General features: G+C 43.9%; 20 protein-coding genes, 1 tRNA gene and 1 pseudogene. 17 read left to right on the top strand and 5 right to left on the bottom strand.

Translation table 11 applies throughout. The features are described from left to right. Positions 1–18: 18 nt before the first annotated feature. The 10 genes from GT1_RS08540 to GT1_RS08495 all read left to right on the top strand — a co-directional run bounded on the left by GT1_RS08540 (position 19) and on the right by GT1_RS08495 (position 7,887). Positions 19–183 carry a hypothetical protein gene (locus tag GT1_RS08540; protein ID WP_188398343.1) on the top strand — a complete coding sequence of 55 codons (165 nt, stop codon included), beginning with the start codon at positions 19–21 and terminating at the stop codon, positions 181–183. A gap of 185 nt (positions 184–368) precedes the next feature. Then, on the top strand, positions 369–542 hold the full coding sequence (locus tag GT1_RS08535; RefSeq protein ID WP_158027078.1) for a hypothetical protein: 174 nt from the start codon (positions 369–371) through the stop codon (positions 540–542). Between the two features lie 82 nt (positions 543–624). Next, on the top strand, positions 625–783 hold the full coding sequence (locus GT1_RS08530; protein WP_158027077.1) for a hypothetical protein: 159 nt from the start codon (positions 625–627) through the stop codon (positions 781–783). Between the two features lie 425 nt (positions 784–1,208). Next, positions 1,209–1,772: a GH25 family lysozyme gene (locus GT1_RS08525; RefSeq protein WP_188398342.1), complete on the top strand. Its 564-nt coding sequence runs from the start codon at positions 1,209–1,211 to the stop codon at positions 1,770–1,772. Between the two features lie 279 nt (positions 1,773–2,051). Next, a complete protein-coding gene (locus tag GT1_RS08520; RefSeq protein ID WP_188398341.1) occupies positions 2,052–3,599 on the top strand; it encodes an HD domain-containing protein in 1,548 nt (515 codons plus the stop codon). A 29-nt stretch (positions 3,600–3,628) separates the two neighbouring features. After that, positions 3,629–5,728 carry an RNA degradosome polyphosphate kinase gene (locus tag GT1_RS08515; RefSeq protein WP_083945597.1) on the top strand — a complete coding sequence of 700 codons (2,100 nt, stop codon included), beginning with the start codon at positions 3,629–3,631 and terminating at the stop codon, positions 5,726–5,728. 121 nt (positions 5,729–5,849) lie between these two features. Then, complete coding sequence (locus GT1_RS08510; protein ID WP_075756257.1) at positions 5,850–6,140, top strand: hypothetical protein; 291 nt, start codon at positions 5,850–5,852, stop codon at positions 6,138–6,140. Positions 6,141–6,420: 280 nt separating this feature from the next. After that, positions 6,421–7,119, top strand: coding sequence for an AzlC family ABC transporter permease (locus GT1_RS08505; protein ID WP_075756256.1), 699 nt, complete (start codon positions 6,421–6,423; stop codon positions 7,117–7,119). Continuing rightward, on the top strand, positions 7,116–7,451 hold the full coding sequence (locus tag GT1_RS08500; protein WP_075756255.1) for a branched-chain amino acid transporter permease: 336 nt from the start codon (positions 7,116–7,118) through the stop codon (positions 7,449–7,451). The genes GT1_RS08505 and GT1_RS08500 overlap by 4 nt, the downstream gene beginning before the upstream one ends. Positions 7,452–7,560: 109 nt before the next feature. Further along, entirely contained in the window at positions 7,561–7,887 is a 327-nt protein-coding gene (locus GT1_RS08495; RefSeq protein ID WP_075756254.1) for a YnfA family protein, read from the top strand. A gap of 105 nt (positions 7,888–7,992) precedes the next feature. Here the strand turns inward: GT1_RS08495 and GT1_RS08490 are convergent, their stop codons facing one another. Further along, the gene (locus GT1_RS08490) at positions 7,993–8,367 is read right to left on the bottom strand and encodes a hypothetical protein (protein WP_075756253.1); all 375 of its coding nucleotides are present in this window, start codon (positions 8,365–8,367) and stop codon (positions 7,993–7,995) included. 210 nt (positions 8,368–8,577) lie between these two features. On the opposite strand from GT1_RS08490, the gene GT1_RS08485 reads away from it, so the two are divergent. From GT1_RS08485 to GT1_RS08475, 3 genes are all read left to right on the top strand, one after another. After that, on the top strand, positions 8,578–8,967 hold the full coding sequence (locus tag GT1_RS08485) for an ACT domain-containing protein (RefSeq protein ID WP_188398340.1): 390 nt from the start codon (positions 8,578–8,580) through the stop codon (positions 8,965–8,967). A 193-nt stretch (positions 8,968–9,160) separates the two neighbouring features. Beyond that, positions 9,161–9,239 (top strand) — tRNA-Arg (locus tag GT1_RS08480). An 884-nt stretch (positions 9,240–10,123) separates the two neighbouring features. Further along, positions 10,124–10,744 (top strand): hypothetical protein, encoded by a 621-nt coding sequence (locus GT1_RS08475; protein ID WP_188398339.1) that lies wholly within the window; start codon positions 10,124–10,126, stop codon positions 10,742–10,744. 264 nt (positions 10,745–11,008) lie between these two features. Here GT1_RS08475 and GT1_RS22155 read toward each other — a convergent pair. Next, a pseudogene (locus tag GT1_RS22155) lies at positions 11,009–11,732 on the bottom strand (IS256 family transposase); the annotation flags it as partial. A gap of 821 nt (positions 11,733–12,553) precedes the next feature. On the opposite strand from GT1_RS22155, the gene GT1_RS08455 reads away from it, so the two are divergent. Then, complete coding sequence (locus tag GT1_RS08455) at positions 12,554–12,760, top strand: hypothetical protein (protein ID WP_188398336.1); 207 nt, start codon at positions 12,554–12,556, stop codon at positions 12,758–12,760. Positions 12,761–12,762: 2 nt separating this feature from the next. Then, the gene (locus GT1_RS08450) at positions 12,763–12,918 is read left to right on the top strand and encodes a hypothetical protein (protein ID WP_188398335.1); all 156 of its coding nucleotides are present in this window, start codon (positions 12,763–12,765) and stop codon (positions 12,916–12,918) included. A 172-nt stretch (positions 12,919–13,090) separates the two neighbouring features. On the opposite strand, the gene GT1_RS22725 is transcribed toward GT1_RS08450, so the two are convergent. The 3 genes from GT1_RS22725 to GT1_RS08435 all read right to left on the bottom strand — a co-directional run bounded on the left by GT1_RS22725 (position 13,091) and on the right by GT1_RS08435 (position 16,644). Further along, complete coding sequence (locus tag GT1_RS22725) at positions 13,091–13,459, bottom strand: Abi family protein (RefSeq protein WP_188398334.1); 369 nt, start codon at positions 13,457–13,459, stop codon at positions 13,091–13,093. 747 nt (positions 13,460–14,206) lie between these two features. Continuing rightward, the gene (locus GT1_RS08440; protein WP_158027076.1) at positions 14,207–14,380 is read right to left on the bottom strand and encodes a hypothetical protein; all 174 of its coding nucleotides are present in this window, start codon (positions 14,378–14,380) and stop codon (positions 14,207–14,209) included. Between the two features lie 212 nt (positions 14,381–14,592). Next, complete coding sequence (locus GT1_RS08435) at positions 14,593–16,644, bottom strand: catalase (protein WP_188398333.1); 2,052 nt, start codon at positions 16,642–16,644, stop codon at positions 14,593–14,595. Positions 16,645–16,819: 175 nt separating this feature from the next. On the opposite strand from GT1_RS08435, the gene GT1_RS08430 reads away from it, so the two are divergent. Continuing rightward, on the top strand, positions 16,820–17,455 hold the full coding sequence (locus tag GT1_RS08430; RefSeq protein WP_075756250.1) for a flavodoxin family protein: 636 nt from the start codon (positions 16,820–16,822) through the stop codon (positions 17,453–17,455). Between the two features lie 243 nt (positions 17,456–17,698). Then, on the top strand, positions 17,699–18,796 hold the full coding sequence (locus GT1_RS08425) for an iron-containing alcohol dehydrogenase family protein (RefSeq protein ID WP_188398332.1): 1,098 nt from the start codon (positions 17,699–17,701) through the stop codon (positions 18,794–18,796). The last annotated feature ends 181 nt before the right edge of the window (positions 18,797–18,977 follow it).

Raw genomic sequence — 18,977 nt, 5'->3', positions numbered from 1 at the left:
GATCACATTGTAACAAAAGTGAAAAAGCAAACCAAACGAATTGACTGGGTAATGGTGTTCATTTTCATCCTATGGCTTGCTTCGGTTGATTTTAATAATATGGCGTGGCATTCATGGCTTGCCGGTGGGTTAGCTGTCGGTTATCTGATATTCTATGCAGTCAGGCGGGTAGGTAATCGATGAAGTACGAATTCGAAGCAGAGCGGGGATTTAATTCAATTTATCACCGATAACCTTGTGGCTACACGTGCAGCCATGGAAATACCGGGCTGCACACGCCAGAATACCGATGATTTAATTAAACGTGATAAATCAGACAGGAAATAACTTATTTTTACAGAATCTAATCCTCGAAAGGGGTTGGTATTATGAAATGTTTAATTTGTGATAATGACATGCCTTTTGACTGTAGCTGCTCAGATATGGGGAAACGAATTCAACTGGTCAGGGATGCTAAGCTGATTGCTGTTAGTGAGAAATTGTTTAAAGAGTTTTCGAAAACAAAACTTGGGATAGATGTGGATGATTTTAAAAAAATATAGCTTCTTTAACCGGGTTTTTTATGGCGCAAACATATGTTCCGTGTTATAATAGACTTATAGTTCATAAAGGCAGGGAACCAGTATGCAAGAGCAAAAAGAATTGTGGAAAGAAGTAGAGCGATTACAAGAAATACTTCATGAAACAGTTAGTAAGAAGGGTGTTAATTCACCCGAATCAAAACGAGCAATTGAAGCGTTTAGAAACAAGATGGAAGAATATAACGATTCGGTGAAGCCCTAACGTCCTTCGGGACGTTTTTCTTTTACCATAAATAAAAGCCTGGGTAGTTAACCCAGGCTTTGGAGGCTAGTCTCGGTGATAGATTTGATGGTGATGGTAGGCTTTTATGCCAACATACACTAAAGCACCTATAGCCAGGACTTTTAATAATGGTGAGTCGCCACAACCGCATTCACGTTGATGCGAGCGCCTATGATGATGACAGAACATTATTAACCACCTCCTAATTTAGTTTGCCACATATCTGTAGTAATTATTTTTGGAGGTGATACTGACCAACTGCTTTACCCTACATAGCCGTACTTGGTTGATAGGCGGTGCGTCACCTTCAAGCGGGGTTCGCGATAATCAGAAAATTCAAAGGGCGGCTGATACGCCGGATTTGCATCAGTAACATATAGTATCATAAAGGAGGTAGTGTACTAATGAAGGGTATTGACGTAAGTTATCATAACGGTGTGGTAGATTGGCAAGCAGTCGAAGCTGCCGGTATTGAATTTGTAATCGTCCGCAGTTCTTATGGTTTGCAGTCGAAAGACCCAATGTTTGCTCAGCACGTGGCCGGAGCAAAGGCTGTTGGCTTGAAGGTTGGCGCCTATCACTACTCTTATGCATTGAGTGTAGCGGATGCAATCCAGGAGGCAGCTAACTGCCGGGAAGCAATTGACAGTACCGGGCAATTATTTGAAATGCCGGTATGGTTTGACATGGAGGATGCAGATGGCTACAAAACAAGAAAAGGCTTTGCCTTTGACAGAGCAGAGATAACGGCCATGTGTAAAGCTTTTATTGACAATGTTGGTTTGGATTGCGGTGTTTACGCCTCCTATTTTTGGCTTTGTGATTATATTGATTGGCGGTCGCTAGGCTGTGCCGTGTGGAATGCCCAATGGTCAAAAAATGATGATATCAAGGGCTACATGTGGCAGTATACAGATCGCCTGGAGATTGGCGGCAAACTATTTGACGGCAATATCTGCTATATATAAAATGAGTGCGGCGGCAGATACAGCTTTTTCGTGCACTAATTATAATTTTGCACCCTTAGGGGTGCATTTTTTACTTATAAAACCAGTATAGATTATCTAAATATTTCTAAGCTAGTAACAGGCTAGTAACAAATATGCGGCAAACTCCAAGGAGTGGCCGGGATTGTGTTAATTTACAGTTAATTCAGTGTTAAGAAACAAAAAAATACAGGAATTTTAGTTCTAATTGTCGAAGATTTGAATATTATAGAAATTATACTAGCGTTTAGGAGGGGCCATATGGCCAGACATGCACCCGAAAGGTTTGCCGCTATTCATGTCGGATCAGAACAAATTGGCGTCCAGATTGTGGAATATACCAATCTGGATGATTTCAGAATTGTGGAACAAAGTTATCGCCAGGTCATGTTGGGTGAGGAAACTTTTAAAACAGGACGCGTCAGCTTTAGCGCCGTAAGTGAGATTTGTGAACTGCTAAAAGGCTATCGCCGTCTGTTGTCCGAATATGGTGTGCGGGACTACCGCCTGGTAGCCACCACGGCTATCCGGGAAGCTCAGAACCAGCCGTATATCATCGACCAGATTAAAATCAAAACCGGCTTTTCGGTAGAAGTTTTTGAAATGCCGCAAGAAATATTTTACAAATACGTATCACTGGTTAAAACCGTGAACGACCGGGGACTGATGAACTCCTGTGATTGTATGCTGTTTGTCGATATTTCCTCAGGCGGTCTGGGCTTTACCCTGTACAAAGACGGCAATCTTACCTACCAGCAGAACATTCACATTGGTGCGCTGCGCATTAAGGAAAGCTTTGATAAAAGCCAGCGCGACTCCGCCCACTTTCATCAGGCGCTTTCCGAATACATCAAGAGTACCATCGAACCGGTAGAAAAGGAAATGAGGCAGCATAGTATCAAACGTCTGGTTTTGTCAGGCACTGAAACCAAGCTGCTGGTGAAAATGCTGGGCAAGGACCAAGGCAAGATTACTTTTGTCAGTTTGTCTGAATTTGACAGCCTCTATAAGCAGGTGCGTTCGCTTAACCTGCCGCAAATCATAAAAAACTTTCAACTGCCCGAAAATAAGGCGGAAATGGTGCTGCCAACCATTGTATTGTATAAGCAGGTCCTGTCCCTGACAAATCCGCAAGAAATGCTGATCTTAAGTGATCAGTTTATGGATGGCGTTGTTGTTAAGCATATTGCCGAAAAAACCGGACATGAACATAAGCAGCTTATCCAGGACCAGCTTATCAGCCTGTGCTGGGAAATTGGCAAGAGATATTACTATGACCCTGTCCATGCAGCCGCTGTGGAAAAGTGGTCGCTGCTCTTATTTGATAAATTGGCGCGCATTCACGGTTTAGGCGAGCGTCACCGCCTGCTGTTAAAGGTTGCCGCCATTCTTCATGACATTGGTAAACATGTGAACCTGAGGAAACACTATTTCTATTCCTACCGGCTGATTATATCCTCCGATTTTATGGGCTTTTCCGAAGCTGAAAAACATGTAGTTGCGAATATCGCCTACTATCACTCCAAAGGAACTCCCTCCGATAATGACCCCACCTTTGCTTATTTGACGCCAAATCAGAAAGTTACAGTTGCTAAGCTTTCGGCGATCATCCGGCTGGCCGATGCTCTTGACCGCAGCCACCGGCAGAAGATCAGTGAAGCAGAGGTTGCTTTTCGCGGTGATGAACTTGTCATTACTGTAACCAGCAGTGAGGATATGTCGCTGGAAGGTTGGACTTTTGCCGATAAAGCCGACTTTTTCGAAGATGTTTTTGGCATTAAGGCGACATTAATCAGAAAGGTAGGGTAGCGACAGTGGACAAAGACAAAAGTTGTGATATACATGATGACCCGGAATATTTTTTCAACCGGGAGTTAAGCTGGCTTAAGTTCAACCGGCGGGTGTTAGGCGAAGCCGATGTTAAACCTACACCGCTGCTGGAACGTCTCAAATTTATCGCCATTACCAGCTCTAACCTGGATGAATTTTTTATGATTCGTGTAGCCGGCCTCAAACATCGGCTGGAAGGCGGGATCAATAAGGTTGACGCTGCCGGTTTATCGGCGAGCCAGCAATTGATTTGCATTACCGAAGACACCCACGAACTGGTTAAGATCCAGTACCGGTATTTGAAAAATATAATGTCCGAGCTGGAAGAGAAGGATATTGCGTTTAAGGATATCGCCAGTCTGGATGAACGGGCACAGGAATGGATGGAGAACTTTTTCAATAACACCATTTTCCCGGTTATTACCCCGATGGCAGTGGATGCCGGTCATCCGTTTCCCTTTTTGGCCAATCGCAGCCTGAATCTTGCGATATTGTTATGCCAGGAAGCCGGCGATGACCATGCCGCCGTTGTCCAGGTCCCTGCCGTACTGCCGCGGATTGTGGAGGCTCCCTCTGCCGGTGCTAAGCGGCAGTTTGTCTTCCTGGAGGATATTATCAAGCATTATTGCGGTCATTTATTCCATGGATATAACATTAAAGATGTAGTGCCTTTTCGCATAACCAGAAATGCCGACCTTTCCATTGATGAAGAGGACGCGGAAGACCTGCTGGCCGAGGTTGAGAAATCGCTGCGCCAGCGAAAACGCGGCCAGGCCGTGAGACTGGAAATCGGCAAAACCAGCAACAGGCCTTTAAAGCAATTGCTGGTGCATAACCTGAATATTGAAGAACAGGATGTCTACGAAATCTCCGGTCCGCTGGATGCGGCTTGTTTCTTTAAATTTAGTGATCTGCCCGGGCTTGAGCATTTGCGGCACAGTCCGGTAGTGTCCTACCCGCCGAAGGAGCTTGCGGGTGTTGTCGACTTATATGAGGCCATCAAGCAGCAGGACATTTTATTACATCATCCGTATGAGTCCTTTCAGCCGGTTATGGAGTTTGTCCGGCAGGCTGCCTGGGACCCGAAGGTCCTGGCAATCAAACAAACCCTGTACCGGGTCAGCGGCAACTCGCCTATCGTCAAAGCTTTGGCGCAGGCAGCCGAAAATGGCAAGCAGGTTACGGTACTTGTCGAGCTAAAAGCCCGTTTTGATGAGGAGAATAATATCCTGTGGGCCAAACGTCTGGAAGAAGCAGGCTGCCATGTCATTTACGGCCTGGTTGGCCTCAAAACCCACGCAAAAATGGTATTGGTTGTCAGACAGGAACAGGACGGTATTAAGCGTTATGTCCATATGGGCACAGGCAACTATAATGACGCTACGGCCAAAATCTATACCGATATGGGGCTGTTTACCGCCAACGAGCAGTTTGGTGCCGATGCGTCAGCCTTCTTCAATGTACTGTCAGGATATTCCGACCCGCCGGTGTGGAACAAAATTGTGGTTGCCCCGCTGGGACTCCGGGAGAAAATTAAGGAACTTATTGATCGCGAAATCGAATTTGCCCAGACCGGCAGCGGCGGTCACATTATTGCTAAAATGAACTCACTTGTGGATAAGGATATTGTCTTAAAGCTGTATGAAGCCTCCTGCAAAGGGGTTAAAATTGACCTCATCGTCCGGGGAATTTGCGTACTCAGACCGGGAGTGGCCGGCGTTAGCCACAATATCACGGTACGCAGCATTGTCGGCCGGTTTTTAGAACATCACCGCATTATTTATTTCGGTAATGGCGGCGATGAGCGGATATTCTTATCCAGCGCCGACTGGATGCCGCGCAATCTCAACGAACGTGTGGAGCTCTTTTTCCCGGTCGAAGATCCAGAGCACATTAAACGGATCAAAGATATGCTGGACCTAACACTGGCCGACAATCAAAAGGCCTATATTATGAGAAAAGACGGTACCTACCGGCGGGTTGACAGGCGCGGCAAAGCCATCAATTCACAAAAGGAATTTTATACTCAGGCTCAGGCAGATGCCCAAACACCGGATATCACCATGGAGCAGCGGCTTAAACCGATGTACCGCCGGGCCGTGGAATAAGCAGTTTATACCGGCAGGATTTTGCACCCTGCCGGTATAATATTAGGATATGTGGAAATAATGTGTTTCTATGATTATGATGCTGATTTTTTAAAGCGGAACAGAGGAAAGAGGCGATACTGTGGAAAATAATTTTAAGGTGGCTGTTCAGTATAACAACAAATGCGGTTATATTGAATATGATCAAGCAAGTAAAACGGTGAAAGTGATATTTGATGACGCGGCTGTCCGCCAAATCATTGAAACCTACCTGGCAGCAGAACATGTTATCCGGGTTCCCGGTGAAGGGCTCTTGGATTTCCGCGAGGAAACCATCCGCCCGGCGGAAAGTGTGGAAAGTCTTAAAACCGCCCTCACCCGCATCTGGGGCAGAACAGGCGTACATGTAGATTGGAGCCGGCCGGTAGCGTGACGAAAGCGTCACGCTTTACTTTTTTTCACCGGTTTACACAAGTTATCCACAAAGTTATCCCCAAAACACCTGTTTTTGGGGATAACTTTGTGGAAGTTGTGGGGAAAAAGCAGTATAGGGGTTACCGGATACTTAAAAAACAAGCTTTTTTCTGTGGATAAGTCGGAATGTTGTGCATGTGGATAAATAGAACAGCAGGGCTTATGGGTAAAAGCATGACTTGTGCACACAAGACTAACAGCATTGTTGGCAATTATAGAGAATAGTGGGGATTATGATTATGGGAGAAAAGATGAAAGCCCTGAAAGCGGCTTTTCCACATACGATTCCTGTTTTAACAGGTTATCTTTTTCTTGGTTTTGCCTTTGGCATATTATTAAGCAGTAAAGGATATTCTGTGGGCTGGGCAATTGTAATGAGTACCGTAATTTATGCGGGAGCCATGCAATTTGTGGCAATCGGTCTGCTCACGACAGTTTTTCAACCGTTGTCTGCCTTGCTAATAACCCTGGTAGTTAATGCCAGGCACCTGTTTTATGGTATTTCTATGCTCAGACAATTCAGTGGGACAGGCAGGAAAAAACCGTATTTGATTTTCGGACTTACTGACGAAACCTTTTCGATACTTTGTTCGGCCGAACCGCCTCAGGACGTAGACCGCGGCTGGTTCATGTTTTTTATCAGCCTGCTCAATCAGGCCTACTGGGTCATTGGCTCCGCCTTGGGCGGGATTTTGGGTTCCATGGTCGCCTTTAACACCAAGGGCATCGACTTTGTTATGACCGCGCTGTTTGTAGTCATCTTTATCGAACAATGGAAATCGCAGAAATACCATGCCCCGGCTATTATCGGTATAGCTGCATCGGCGCTGTGTCTGTTGCTTTTTGGTGCCGGTAACTTTATTATTCCGTCTATGATAATGATTGTTGTGCTATTAACCCTGCTTAGAGCAAGGCTTGAAAGGAGAGCGGCAGAATGATCCAGACAGTCCAGCAGTCTTTGCTTATTATTGCGGTCATTGCTTTCGGAACGCTTCTGACAAGAGCGTTGCCGTTTATTCTGTTTCCTGACAGCAATAAAACGCCGGCATATATCCTCTATCTGGGCAAAACCTTGCCCTTTGCGGCCATCGGGCTTTTAATCGTGTATTGTTTGAAAAATGTATCCCCTTTAGCTGCCCCTTACGGTATTCCTGAAGCCATAGCCATCGGCGCAATTGTACTGCTGCACTTGAAACTGAATAATACCCTTCTCAGTATTGGCGGCGGCACAGTACTCTATATGCTTTTAGTACAACTTGCCTTTGGGTAAAAGCTGTGGCAGGAGGGCATTTGTAAAATTCCCTTTTATTTACGCTTTGCCTAAAATCTGCTATAGTAAATAGATGGATGAAAACGATTATCAATCAGTGGGGGAGAGTATGGAACTTTTAAAATCAATAGGGTATTTTATCCTGGCAGGCTTATTTGAGATTGGCGGCGGCTATCTGATATGGCTTTGGCTAAGGGAAGGCAAAGGGATTAGCTATGCGGTCGCCGGCGCCGTAATTCTTGTCTTGTATGGGGTGATACCAACCTTGCAGCCGGCGAACTTTGGCCGGGTGTATGCCGCCTATGGCGGTGTGTTTATCGCCTTGTCCATTCTTTGGGGCTGGGGCGTGGATAAGGTTGTACCGGATAAATTCGATATTATCGGCGGTGTAATATCGTTGATTGGGGTTATGATTATTATGTATTGGCCCAGATGAGCAGCAAGTAGGGAACCCATTTTGAGGTTGGATTTTGCCATAACAAAAAAATAAGCATCTGTAGTTAATTACTCTACAAATGCTTCGGGCCTTTATGCGGCTGTTTCATTTACCGTTTAGGGAAAAATGCGTTTGGCTTTTCCTGGTTTCATATATTTCTATTTCAAGCAAAAACCGTTCGATGATTATCCTGTTAATCATCTCCTGCACCTGCCTGGCCGTCTCATCAACACCGGTTTCAATGGAGGCTATGAGGGCTTTCCGCTCTTCAAAAGTCAATGTTGGCGGTACTGATAAATTGAAATTTGGTTCAAACCATGTATTGGCATAGTTCTGAATAAAACTCATCATCCGTGCGGCAACCGTGTCAATGAAATTGCGCTCATCTGACACATTGCACAACCATTCCCGCATAAGCTTCTCTATTTCCGGTATATTGGGTTCATACTTGTCAGGAAACGGAATTACCTTTGCTGCCACATGCATTCCTCCTATAAGTGCTTAAAATTCTACGACTTGATTATCGCATGCAATTATTAAAAATCTATTTACTGTCAAGGCCAAAATGTCAGGGGATAGTAGCATGATATGGGTGTGGCAGATACTGTCGACGACATACAGGAAAGCAAAAACAACATTGACTGGATTTCCGGATAGTGGTGAGGCTGTTATGAGGAGGGGAGGTAAGTAATGACAGAAAAATTAAAGTTCGAGGTTTTAGTTGACACACTGGGTGTTTGCCGGCTGTGTGCAAGCCAGAGTATTCCGCAGTGGGCTTATCGGGGCGAGTTTTTTTCCATTACGAAAACAACGGAGGAGCTTTCTATTGTCTGCTCTGAGGTGGTTATCCCCGAAGATGTCGTCTGTGAAAGAGGCTGGCGGGCACTAAAAATTGCCGGCATACTGGATTTTAGCCTGGTAGGCATATTGTCGGTGGTAGCCACAATACTTGCTAAAGCCAAGGTAAGCATTTTTGCTGTTTCTACCTACAACACAGATTACATTTTGGTAAAAGCCAAAGACCTGGAATGCGCTTTGCAGGCACTTCGGCATGAGGGATATGACGTAGTGATTCAGTGATTATCAGGCTTGGAAGGAAAATTGGCAATACCCGACAATTGACAATGCCTCATTCAAAATGCTATACTAAATAGCGTTATCTTTAGTATTGCCATTACCGACGAAGCTGCCAATTATGCGGGTTGACATCACTTGCGCGACTGTCAATTGCATCTTTTGGTATGGAGGAAATGGCGAAAAAGATATGAAATCTGCGTCCGTAGCTCAGGTGGATAGAGCGGTGGTTTCCTAAACCGCGTCTTGCGGGGGTTCGAGTCCCTCCGGGCGCACCATCTAAATACAACAACGGCAAGGCTTTGGAGTTTTCCAGCCTTGCCGTTGTTGTGTGCTTTTTTATAGTTTTGTATGCTATTTGTATGCTACGGCACTTTCTTGCTAGAGTAAGAAGAGAAGTTCTGACTATTCTTAGGCAGATTGTAGCTTTGTTTGAAATGTAGATTTCAGAGGTACTTCTGATGGGCTGCAGGTAGCGGTTTTAGAAATAGGATGATTGTCATTATATTTTATGTATTTAAAACAAGGTGCTTGTCCCCCTGTTTCTTGTGTGGATATGGTGGACAGCTCACGGCTAACGCCTACCTGACCACATATCGCACAGAAGCATCGCCTTGACGACTATTATTATTTTTATTAATTTTTTTCAGGGGTTGTGCCTTTTAAAATACGCTTTAACAACAAAAAGATTCAACCGAAAAAGCCGGAGAAAGGTAAAATAGTTACTTTACAAATTCCAAGGGTTGGTGTATATTTAATATGTAATATAATTTCATATACACTATCGGGTAAAAAAATAAAATGTTGATTTTACTATTTTAGTGAAATCATCTAACCCATAAAAAAAACGAATTAAATCCCGTGTATGGCATGTCAAAATACCGATAGTTGATTACTTGAATTAAAAACAGGGTGAAGTCTGCCCTTTTTCAAGCGAGTAATCAACTATTGGTATTTTTTGTTTTTATGATTGATATCTTCGTAGTGATCTTTGAAATCTTACATATTGTTTGGGAAAGTCTGTCGTATCGAACGATGGGAGCGCTGTTGCAGAAGACTTTGGATTGCGCTTAGCGTGCCAAGAGTCACGAGACTCGGAGAAGCATTCGCGATGAAAACGCACCACCGTAGAAAAATTTTTATTATAGGAGGAAACTTTTATATGGATAACATTAAAGAAATGGCAGCGCGTTTAGCGCCGAAAATGAATTTGTCAGGAGTAAATTATAAGAGGAAATTATGCAGAGAATTCGTCGTCCAAGAACCTTTGAAAAAAGAAATGCCACGTAAATGCTCCATTGATAATGAAACTCTTAGTCGAGCTCTTGAAAGAATCCACAAAAGAGAAGAAGATATAAAAAAGGAAAGTAGGGAAAAAATGTTTAAAAAGTTTAGAAAAGTAGCGTTTTGGGGTGGTATTATATTCGTCGGTGTAGTGTTAGGGGTTGGGTTGTCTAAACTATCTGAGAGAAGCAAAAAGGATGAGCCAGATAAAAAATGGGAGGTTGATCCAGTTTATCTCACATCAGCAGACATCGAAAATATGGAAGGACCAGAAGAGGAAATAGTTGTAGATAAGTACACATACGAAGATCTTTTACATAGCCTGCGAAATATCCATGGAGATGATGAACCGGAAATCGAAGCAGCTTTAAAGACTGAGGATGCTTATCAATTGTGGTTAGAAGGCATCCACGAAACCGATACATCGGAGAACCGCGAATGGTTTTTTTGTCCGATGGATCAACGCGCACAGTGGTTAGAGGACCATCCTGATTTTTGAGGATAAGTAAATCATTGGAATCCAGACATTCAAAAAAAATGCTCTTCGACTAAAACCGGCAAAATGAAAAGCCGGTTTTAATTTTTAGGTATGCGTCTAATTTTGTGTAAATAGAAAATCTTTATGGCAAGAATTTAGGCGATTTTATTGATAAGTAGAGTTACCCATTGCCCCTTAGCTATTGTTCTCCCTGGACAGCTCGGTAGTATGCACGCGTTAGCGTGAATGCTCCGTTCTGTCCAGGGAATCATATTTTATGGGCAATTAAATAGCATGGCGGTTTTCAAAAAGTATGGCTAAATGGTTTAATACCATCTCCCAGTCCCGGTAACGCTGGGTCCATTTTTTAGTGATATTATTCGATGCTAGATAGAGCATCTTGCGCAGAGAATCGTCATTCGGAAATACGGCCTTAGTTTTTGTGACTTTGCGAAACTGCCTGTGCAGTCCTTCAATAATGTTAGTCGTATATATGATTTTCCTTATTCCCGGTGGATATGCAAGAAAGTAGACAAAATATCCCAATTGTCCTCCCAGCTTTTTATGGCTGCTGGGTATTTTGTACCCCATTTCGTTTTAAAGCTCATAAGATTTTCAAGAGCCGCTTCTTCAGTAACAGCGGTATAGACTTCTCTTAGGTCTGCGGTAAAGGCTTTTGCATGTTTATAGTTAACATACCTCATGCTGGATCGAATCTGATGAATAATACAACGCTGGATTCCGGCCATAGGATATACAGCTCCAAAGCCTCCCGAAAACCATTTAGCCCGTCTACGCAAAACATGTAGACATCTTGTATTCCGCGGCTTTTCAGCTCGTTTAACACGCTAAGCCAAAACTTACTGCTTTCGTTTTCACCAATCCAAATGCCCAGTATTTCCTTGTAACCCTCTAGATTAACGCCTAAAACTACATATGCGGCTTTGGTGATAATTTGATGGTTTTCACGAATTTTATAGTGGATAGCGTCTAGAAATATAAATGGGTAGTCAGTTTACTAACTGGAATCACCTCAACATTTTCTTTGCAAAAAATGTTGAGGTGAAACTTTCCCTTAAATTAAAGTGAGCTTAGGAATAATGGGGTACAAATACTCAGCAGCCATAAAAAGCTGGGAAGAACAATTGGAATAGTAATAGCTCCATAGGGAATGCCTGACATGGCTCCATATAGGGTAATACTATGTGTGCTTTACGATACTTTGTCTATAAAAATACAATTTTATACCGATGGCTTTGGCTTTTGTAAAATAACAATCATCTAAAAATTCGAAATATTAGTATTGGGATTCATGTGGAGTAAATGAGGGCAAATAACAGGCAGCAGTGCAGAAATATCGCTAATTTGATTATAATTGTAAAATCCAAGGGTTTGTATTATACTAAAATAAGACAATTGCATAAGTAATCTATCGGTTAAAATGTAAATTAAACCCAATTAACCCAAATATAAAAAGCGAGCGAATTTAACCCCGTGGTGTAGTCGGGGTTGCCTAAGGATACCGATAGCCTTTTACTAATTTTTCCATCACTAAAAATAGGGTGTAGTTTGCCCATTTTTAGTCGAAAAGTTAGTTTTTGGCTGTCTGTGTCCTTTTTTTGTTGCCAAAATTGATGTTTTCGTAGTGTTCTTTGAAAACTGCATATTGCTTGGGAAAATCTGTCGTATAGAACGATGGGAGGCCGACGCAGAAGACTTTTAAAAAGACCGACATTGCGCTTAGCGTGCCAAGAGTGAATAAAACTCGGGGAAGCATTCGCCACGAAACGCAATGGTCAAGAAATTAAAAAAATTAAGGAGGAATATCAAATGAAATTAGAAAAAGTAAAATATGGAAGTCATGAGACTATACATATCCGCGACAAAGACTCTAAGACAAGTAATGTGTCTTTGTGCGGATATGCAGGATACTTTAAAAGCGGGGTTTCGTTTGGTGCCATGCCCACATCGTTAGATACTCCACTATGCAAAAAATGTAAAAAAATTGCAAAGTCAAAACTAAAAGGGGGAAAATAAAAATGTCTATAAGATTACCTATGGATTGTCCTTTTTGTGGGGCAAAAATCACAGATGAAAATGTTAATTCAGAACAGCGGAAAAAAGGGATAGTGCACTTAATACATTGTCCAAAATGTAATTTTAAAAAAAAGTTATCTGTTGATACCAAATCATAACCTGGTTTCTATTCAATTCCGTCAACAAAAAAAGTCGAAAAACCCTTGATTTTCAAAGGGCTTTTTGTATCTGAAAATTAATTGACAAAAAGTGTAACACCAATTACATATTTACGCTATATATAATGTGTCATTATAGGTGGTTTTGCTTTGGAAACTATCGTCATGCATATTAATCCGCGTGCTTACGCAGCAATAAAAAGGGATGCAGAGTCAATATATTGACTAAAACCCATAATGGAACATAACCATGGGTCTCAAGATAATGTTTTATGGATTGATTACTGGGATAATTACGTGATATGTCTTGCTGGATTGTTGATATTAGTTTACTAACATCAGCCAGCAATGATTGGTTAAAATTGGCAAGCCTTAAGTAATTATCATGACCGTGTTCCCAGGAGAACTCGTACGCAATGGCTGATTTTACAGTATTCTCTATTCGTAATATCCTTTTTAGGAACATGGACCGTAGTTCTCGGTCAAAAGCATATAATGCATATATTTCAAAAAAGTCTGCATGGATAAAACAGATTTCCAATATACCTGTTCAGGGTAACAAAATAGTCTAAAACGACAAATACGTCTAAGAGCAATGTTTTTTCAGAGAATCCTGTTGCCGTGAATTTTGCCGTGAAAGTCGCGGCAAACAAGCTATTTTTACGGCAAAAGACAGCAATTTAAAACCTAAGAAATGCGCTATTTCTGCTGGTTTAAGCATATGGAGGCAAATATATAAAACAGTTTCCTAAACCGCGTCTTGCGGGGGTTCGAGTCCCTCCGGGCGCACCAGAAAGAACAAGCCTTCCGGCGTTGGCTGGAAGGCTTGCTTGCGTTTTGTAAGCAGGGTTATCGCTAGGTTTTAACCAAATGTTTACAAGGTCTTAACTAATTATCTTGATTTTTGGTATATTATTGAGTTAGTCATTATTAACTGAAGGTGGTGTTAGTGATGGAGAAGGCACCTGATAATTTGGAGATTACTTTAACTGAAGAAGAACTGGAAGAGTTGCTGGCCGACTTACCTGATTTTATTAGAGAGTTAGAAGAAAGTGTAGCTTAAAACTTAATGGGGAAGCATTGATTAGCCGCTTGATCCTTCTGGATGAAGTGGTTTGTTCTTTATACCTGCCCCTGTGGCCGTGTAATCAGGGAGTGGCAATTATAGCGGTGAGGCCATTAATTACCGCCAAGGAGAAGTCAATCTGTCAAAATATACAATAACCAAACCGATGATAGCTATTAATATTACGATTGCAAATATTGTCATGACGTCCTCCTGGCTGGATTACTCTGACAAAGCGTCATAAACATTTTGATTTGCTTTAACAGCAGGCTCATCACGTAATTTATCCTGAATTGCACCGCTTGTTGGCGGATTATTGTATTTGACCGGTGCTTGCTCGGACACGTTTTTATTGAAGCTATCTTGTTGAGTTGCTCCACTATCACCTTTAGACATGTTTAATACCTCTCAGCTTTTATTTTTTAGTGTTTCCAGGAAAGATGAAGATTATTTCCGGGGAAAATAGGGTCAGGTTGACTTACCTTCTAAACCGCGTTTTGCGGGGGTTCGAGTCTCTCGGGCGCACCAGCAACAAACCCGTGTAAATCTTTGATTTACACGGGTTTGTTGTGTTTAACAGAATTTAGTTTTGCGTGCCGCTGAGATTATCAGAGCTTTCGCTGAAAATGGCGACCTTGTGTAAGTCCTTCCAGAAACGCAGCAGTATAACTCTTCATGTTGCCGGTTAGATCGCAGATGACGCCTGGTTCCGCATTTTGTCCAGGTCGCAACAGGGTTAGCATAGCTGTCGCTTCACCGCTCAGACCGATGGTCTTATAATGGTTAAAGGTGTCTCCGAGGAAACTTTGTACATCTGCCGAGCCTTTGAGGGACTCTATATGGGAGCCGCCAGGGATATAAACAGCATCGTAAAAGACGGCGGCCGTGGTGGTGTAAGTCTGGGTACACTCTACCGTGCTGTTATCCTGAGCAGTGGCTGGTCCAAGCTTGCAGGATACCACATCAAAACAAGCACCGGCGGCTGTGAGAGCGGAGGTAATAGCATCAAACTGTGCTTTGTCGAACCCGTTTCCAATCAGGATAGCTACCTTTCTGGTTTTCGGGCTATTTGCAGTATTGGCCATACTGAGTGCGGCTGAGGAAACTGTTGTAGGATTTGCCGTGTTGGCCGGAGGGGTGGCGCCCAAGCCTTCCGCAACCTTTTGGGCCAGTTCCGGATCAACATTGCCCAGCATATCTACAAGCTTTTGGTGGGTATTCTTATTTTTGCATTTGCCCAGCTCGAACCGGAAAGCATCAATAATGTGCTTTCTTTCCCAGTCAGACATACTGTTCCAAAACAACGCCGGCTGGGTGTAGTGATCCCGGAAGCTCTCACTGCGTTCCCGGACAATGTGGCCATCCACCTTTTCCTGATAGTGTTCGAAATGGCTTTCACCGGCGCGGGCGGCGTGAGGCTCTCCCATATTCAGGGAGTTGGGATAGTAGCTGGTTTGCCCCTTGTCAATGGTCATGCGGTGCATGCCGTCCCGTTGGTTGTTGTTAACCTTGGGCAGCGGGCGGTTAATGGGAAGCTGTTGGAAGTTGGGACCTCCCAGACGGGAAATCTGGGTGTCCAGATAGGAGAACAGCCGGCCCTGGAGCATAGGATCATTGGTAAAATCGATGCCGGGCACCACATTGGCCGGACAAAAAGCCACCTGTTCTGTTTCGGCAAAAAAATTATCCGGATTCTGGTTCAGTGTCATCTTGCCGATTTTCTGCACAGGGATTAACTCCTCAGGCCAAAGCTTGGTGCAGTCCAGAATATCGAAATCAAACTTGAACTCATCCTCTGGAGCCAGCACCTGAATGCCAAGTTCAAATTCGGCCGGATTGCCATTTTCAATATTCTCCCAAAGGTCCCGGCGGTTAAAATCAGGATCTTTGCCAGCAGCCTTCTGGGCCTCATCCCAGACGAGGGAATGGACACCCAGAATAGGCTTCCAGTGAAATTTTACAAATTTAAACTCACCTTTGGCGTTGACCAGACGGAAGGTGTTAATGCCAAAGCCCTCCATCATGCGATAGCTCTTGGGAACAGCGCGGGGAGACATCAGCCACATGACATTGTGCATGGTCTCCGGAGTATTCACCACAAAGTCCCAGAAGGTGTCATGGGCTGAGGCCGCCTGGGGCATTTCATTGTTGGGTTCCGGTTTTAAGGCATGGATGAGATCAGGGAACTTAATGGCATCCTGAATAAAGAACACCGGCATGTTGTTGCCAACAATATCATAGTTGCCTTCCTGCGTGTAGAATTTGACCGCAAAACCACGGACATCCCGTACTGTATCCGCAGAACCGCGAAAGCCTGCAACGGTGGAAAAACGGACAAAGACCGGCGTAACCAGCTTGGGATCGCTGAGAAAATGAGCTTTTGTCAGATGAGTAAGGTTTTTATAAACCTGAAAATAACCATGTGCTCCTGACCCGCGAGCGTGAACAATGCGCTCAGGAATTCGTTCATGGTCAAAATGGGTAACTTTTTCCCGGAAGATAAAATCCTCCATTAGGGTTGGGCCGCGTTTGCCTGCTTTGAGAGCATCATCGGTGTTACTAATACCAACACCCTGATTGGTGGTGAGATAACCGCTGTCATGGCTGACCCGGGCGGCGTCAAGATCTACGTCTTTTGGATTTTTACTTTGCTGTTTCATACTAACCCCCCATTCCGCGATTTCCATAATAGGTAGTATTATCCTGAAAAATGAATTTATGCAAAGCACCATTTTGGTGCGGACTTGTGTAGCTGTATTTTCCAATATATAATGGTACTGATAAAGGCGCTTTCTGTGCCAATAATTTAGCGATGCTGTTTAGGAGGCGTAAATTATGAAGGTAGTTGCTTTTAATGGAAGTCCCCGCGCGAAAGGTAATACCCATCATGCACTTGCCGTTGTCGGGGAAGCTCTCAAAGAAGAAGGCATAGAATTTGAACTCATTCATGTTGGCAACCAGGTTATAAGAGGTTGCACGGCCTGTATGGGTTGTGTCAAAAATCAGGATGAACGCTGTGTATTTGGCGATGACGGGGTAAATGACTGGATTCAGAAGATGAAGGAAGCTGATGGAATCGTATTAGGCTCACCGGTTCATTATGCCGGCATTGCCGGGACAATGAAGTCCTTCTTAGACCGGGCCTTTTATGTGACTTCGGTTAACAAGTCCATGCTGCGGCATAAAGTTGGCGCAACCGTGGTGGCGGTAAGGCGGTCGGGCGGTGTTTCAACCTTTGATTCGCTGAACCACTATATCACGTATTCCGAGATGCTTGTACCGACGACAAATTACTGGAATGTCACTCATGGTCTTAAACCCGGGGAAGCGGAACAGGATGAGGAAGGTAATCAAATTATGCGTGTTTTAGGCAAAAATATGGCCTGGTTATTAAAGGTTCTGGCTGCCGGTAAACCTTTGGTACCTCCTGTCGCCCTGGAAAGAAAGAAAATGACAAACTTCATTCGATAAGATAAGCGTGCAATAAGAGTCCGCGCCACTTTTGGTGATACGGACTCTTATTGCTGTTTTGTCAATGAAAAGACCGGATTATTTACGGTTTGTAATACCCTTGACGAACTTATGGCCTGTCTATATACTAAAAGAATACTACGGGTATCGATTACAGAAGGATTGCTAGTGATATTTTGATGAAAAAAAGCTGCAAAAGCTGTGAGATTTACATCACAACTAAGTATAGGGAGTGGGTAGCTTGTGAGAACAATAATTGAAAGGGTGGATTTCCCCTGTAAAGTATTTCGCGGCTTTGGCGCATTGGGTTCGCTGGGGGATTATTGCAAGACTTTAGGAACAAAAGCGTTTATTGTAGGTGGCAAAACCGCGTTGACCAAGACGGAGCAGAAGCTGCATGTCAGTCTGGAAAAGGCCGGAGTTAGCATTGCCGCAAGCCGGTGGTATGGCGGAGAATGTTCGCGGCGCAACATCAATGAGTTAGTTGCGGCAACAAAACAATCGCAAGCCGATTGTGTGATTGCCGTTGGCGGTGGCAAGGCACTTGATATTGGTAAAATCATCGCCTGGGAATGTCAGCTGCCGGTTATAACCGTTCCGACTATTGCAGCGACTTGTGCTGCGATTACTACGGTATCGGTTGTTTACACTGATGAGGGTGAGTTCGTCGAGATAGTGTCTTTTGATGAATGTCCGGCGGCAACCGTCATTGATACTGAGGTTATTCTTGATGCGCCTGTCCGCTGGCTGGCGGCCGGTATGGGCGATACCATGGCTAAATGGTATGAGTATCGCGTCAGTATCGAGTGTGCGGAGAAAACCAGTATGACCTTGGCTGCGCTGGCAAACGGCAGGTTATGCTATGATTTGATTGAGCGGTTTGGCGGTGAAGCCCGGCAAGCCGTGGAGTCGAAAATATTCCATGAAGCCTTGGATTCGACGGTGGATGCCATTATTTTATATGCAGGGCTGGCTTCGATTTTCGGCGGGGAAAAAATCCGGTCCGCCGCCGCACACGGCCTGCATAACGGCTTAACCAAAATACCGAGAGCGCATGAAGTCGGACATGGGCTGCTTGTTGGTTATGGCAACTTATTTTTGTTGGCTTTGGAAGACCGTTCGGATGCTGAAATTATTGAAGCAATACATATTGCCGAACGTTGCGCGGTTCCCACAACGATGAGTCAGCTCCTTGACCTGACTGCAGAGGAGCTAACAGTGGTGGCTGCGGCGACGATATTGACTCCGGACATGAAAAATATGCCGTTTACCGTTACCGCCGATATGGTTTTACAGGCTATGCGCCGGGTGGACAGTTTGGCCGGCAGCCTGAAAGCCTGATTGTCAATAACTAATCCGCATTTTTTATTTTGCTGTAGGTACATAACCATGGTTACAGAGGGTTAAACTTTTCAAGAATGCATCAATCGGATTAAGCGGTCGCTGCGCCCGGATTTTTATCCCATCGGCTGCCGCTGTCGCCAAAGGCTCGGAGCAAGTCGTATTTTCTTTATTGGATGAA

Source organism: Sporomusa sp. GT1, from assembly GCF_014634905.1.
Taxonomy (GTDB): domain Bacteria; phylum Bacillota; class Negativicutes; order Sporomusales; family Sporomusaceae; genus Sporomusa; species Sporomusa sphaeroides.
The sequence above is the reverse complement of the archived record's forward strand: the minus strand, read 5'-3'. Positions and strand labels throughout refer to the sequence as shown.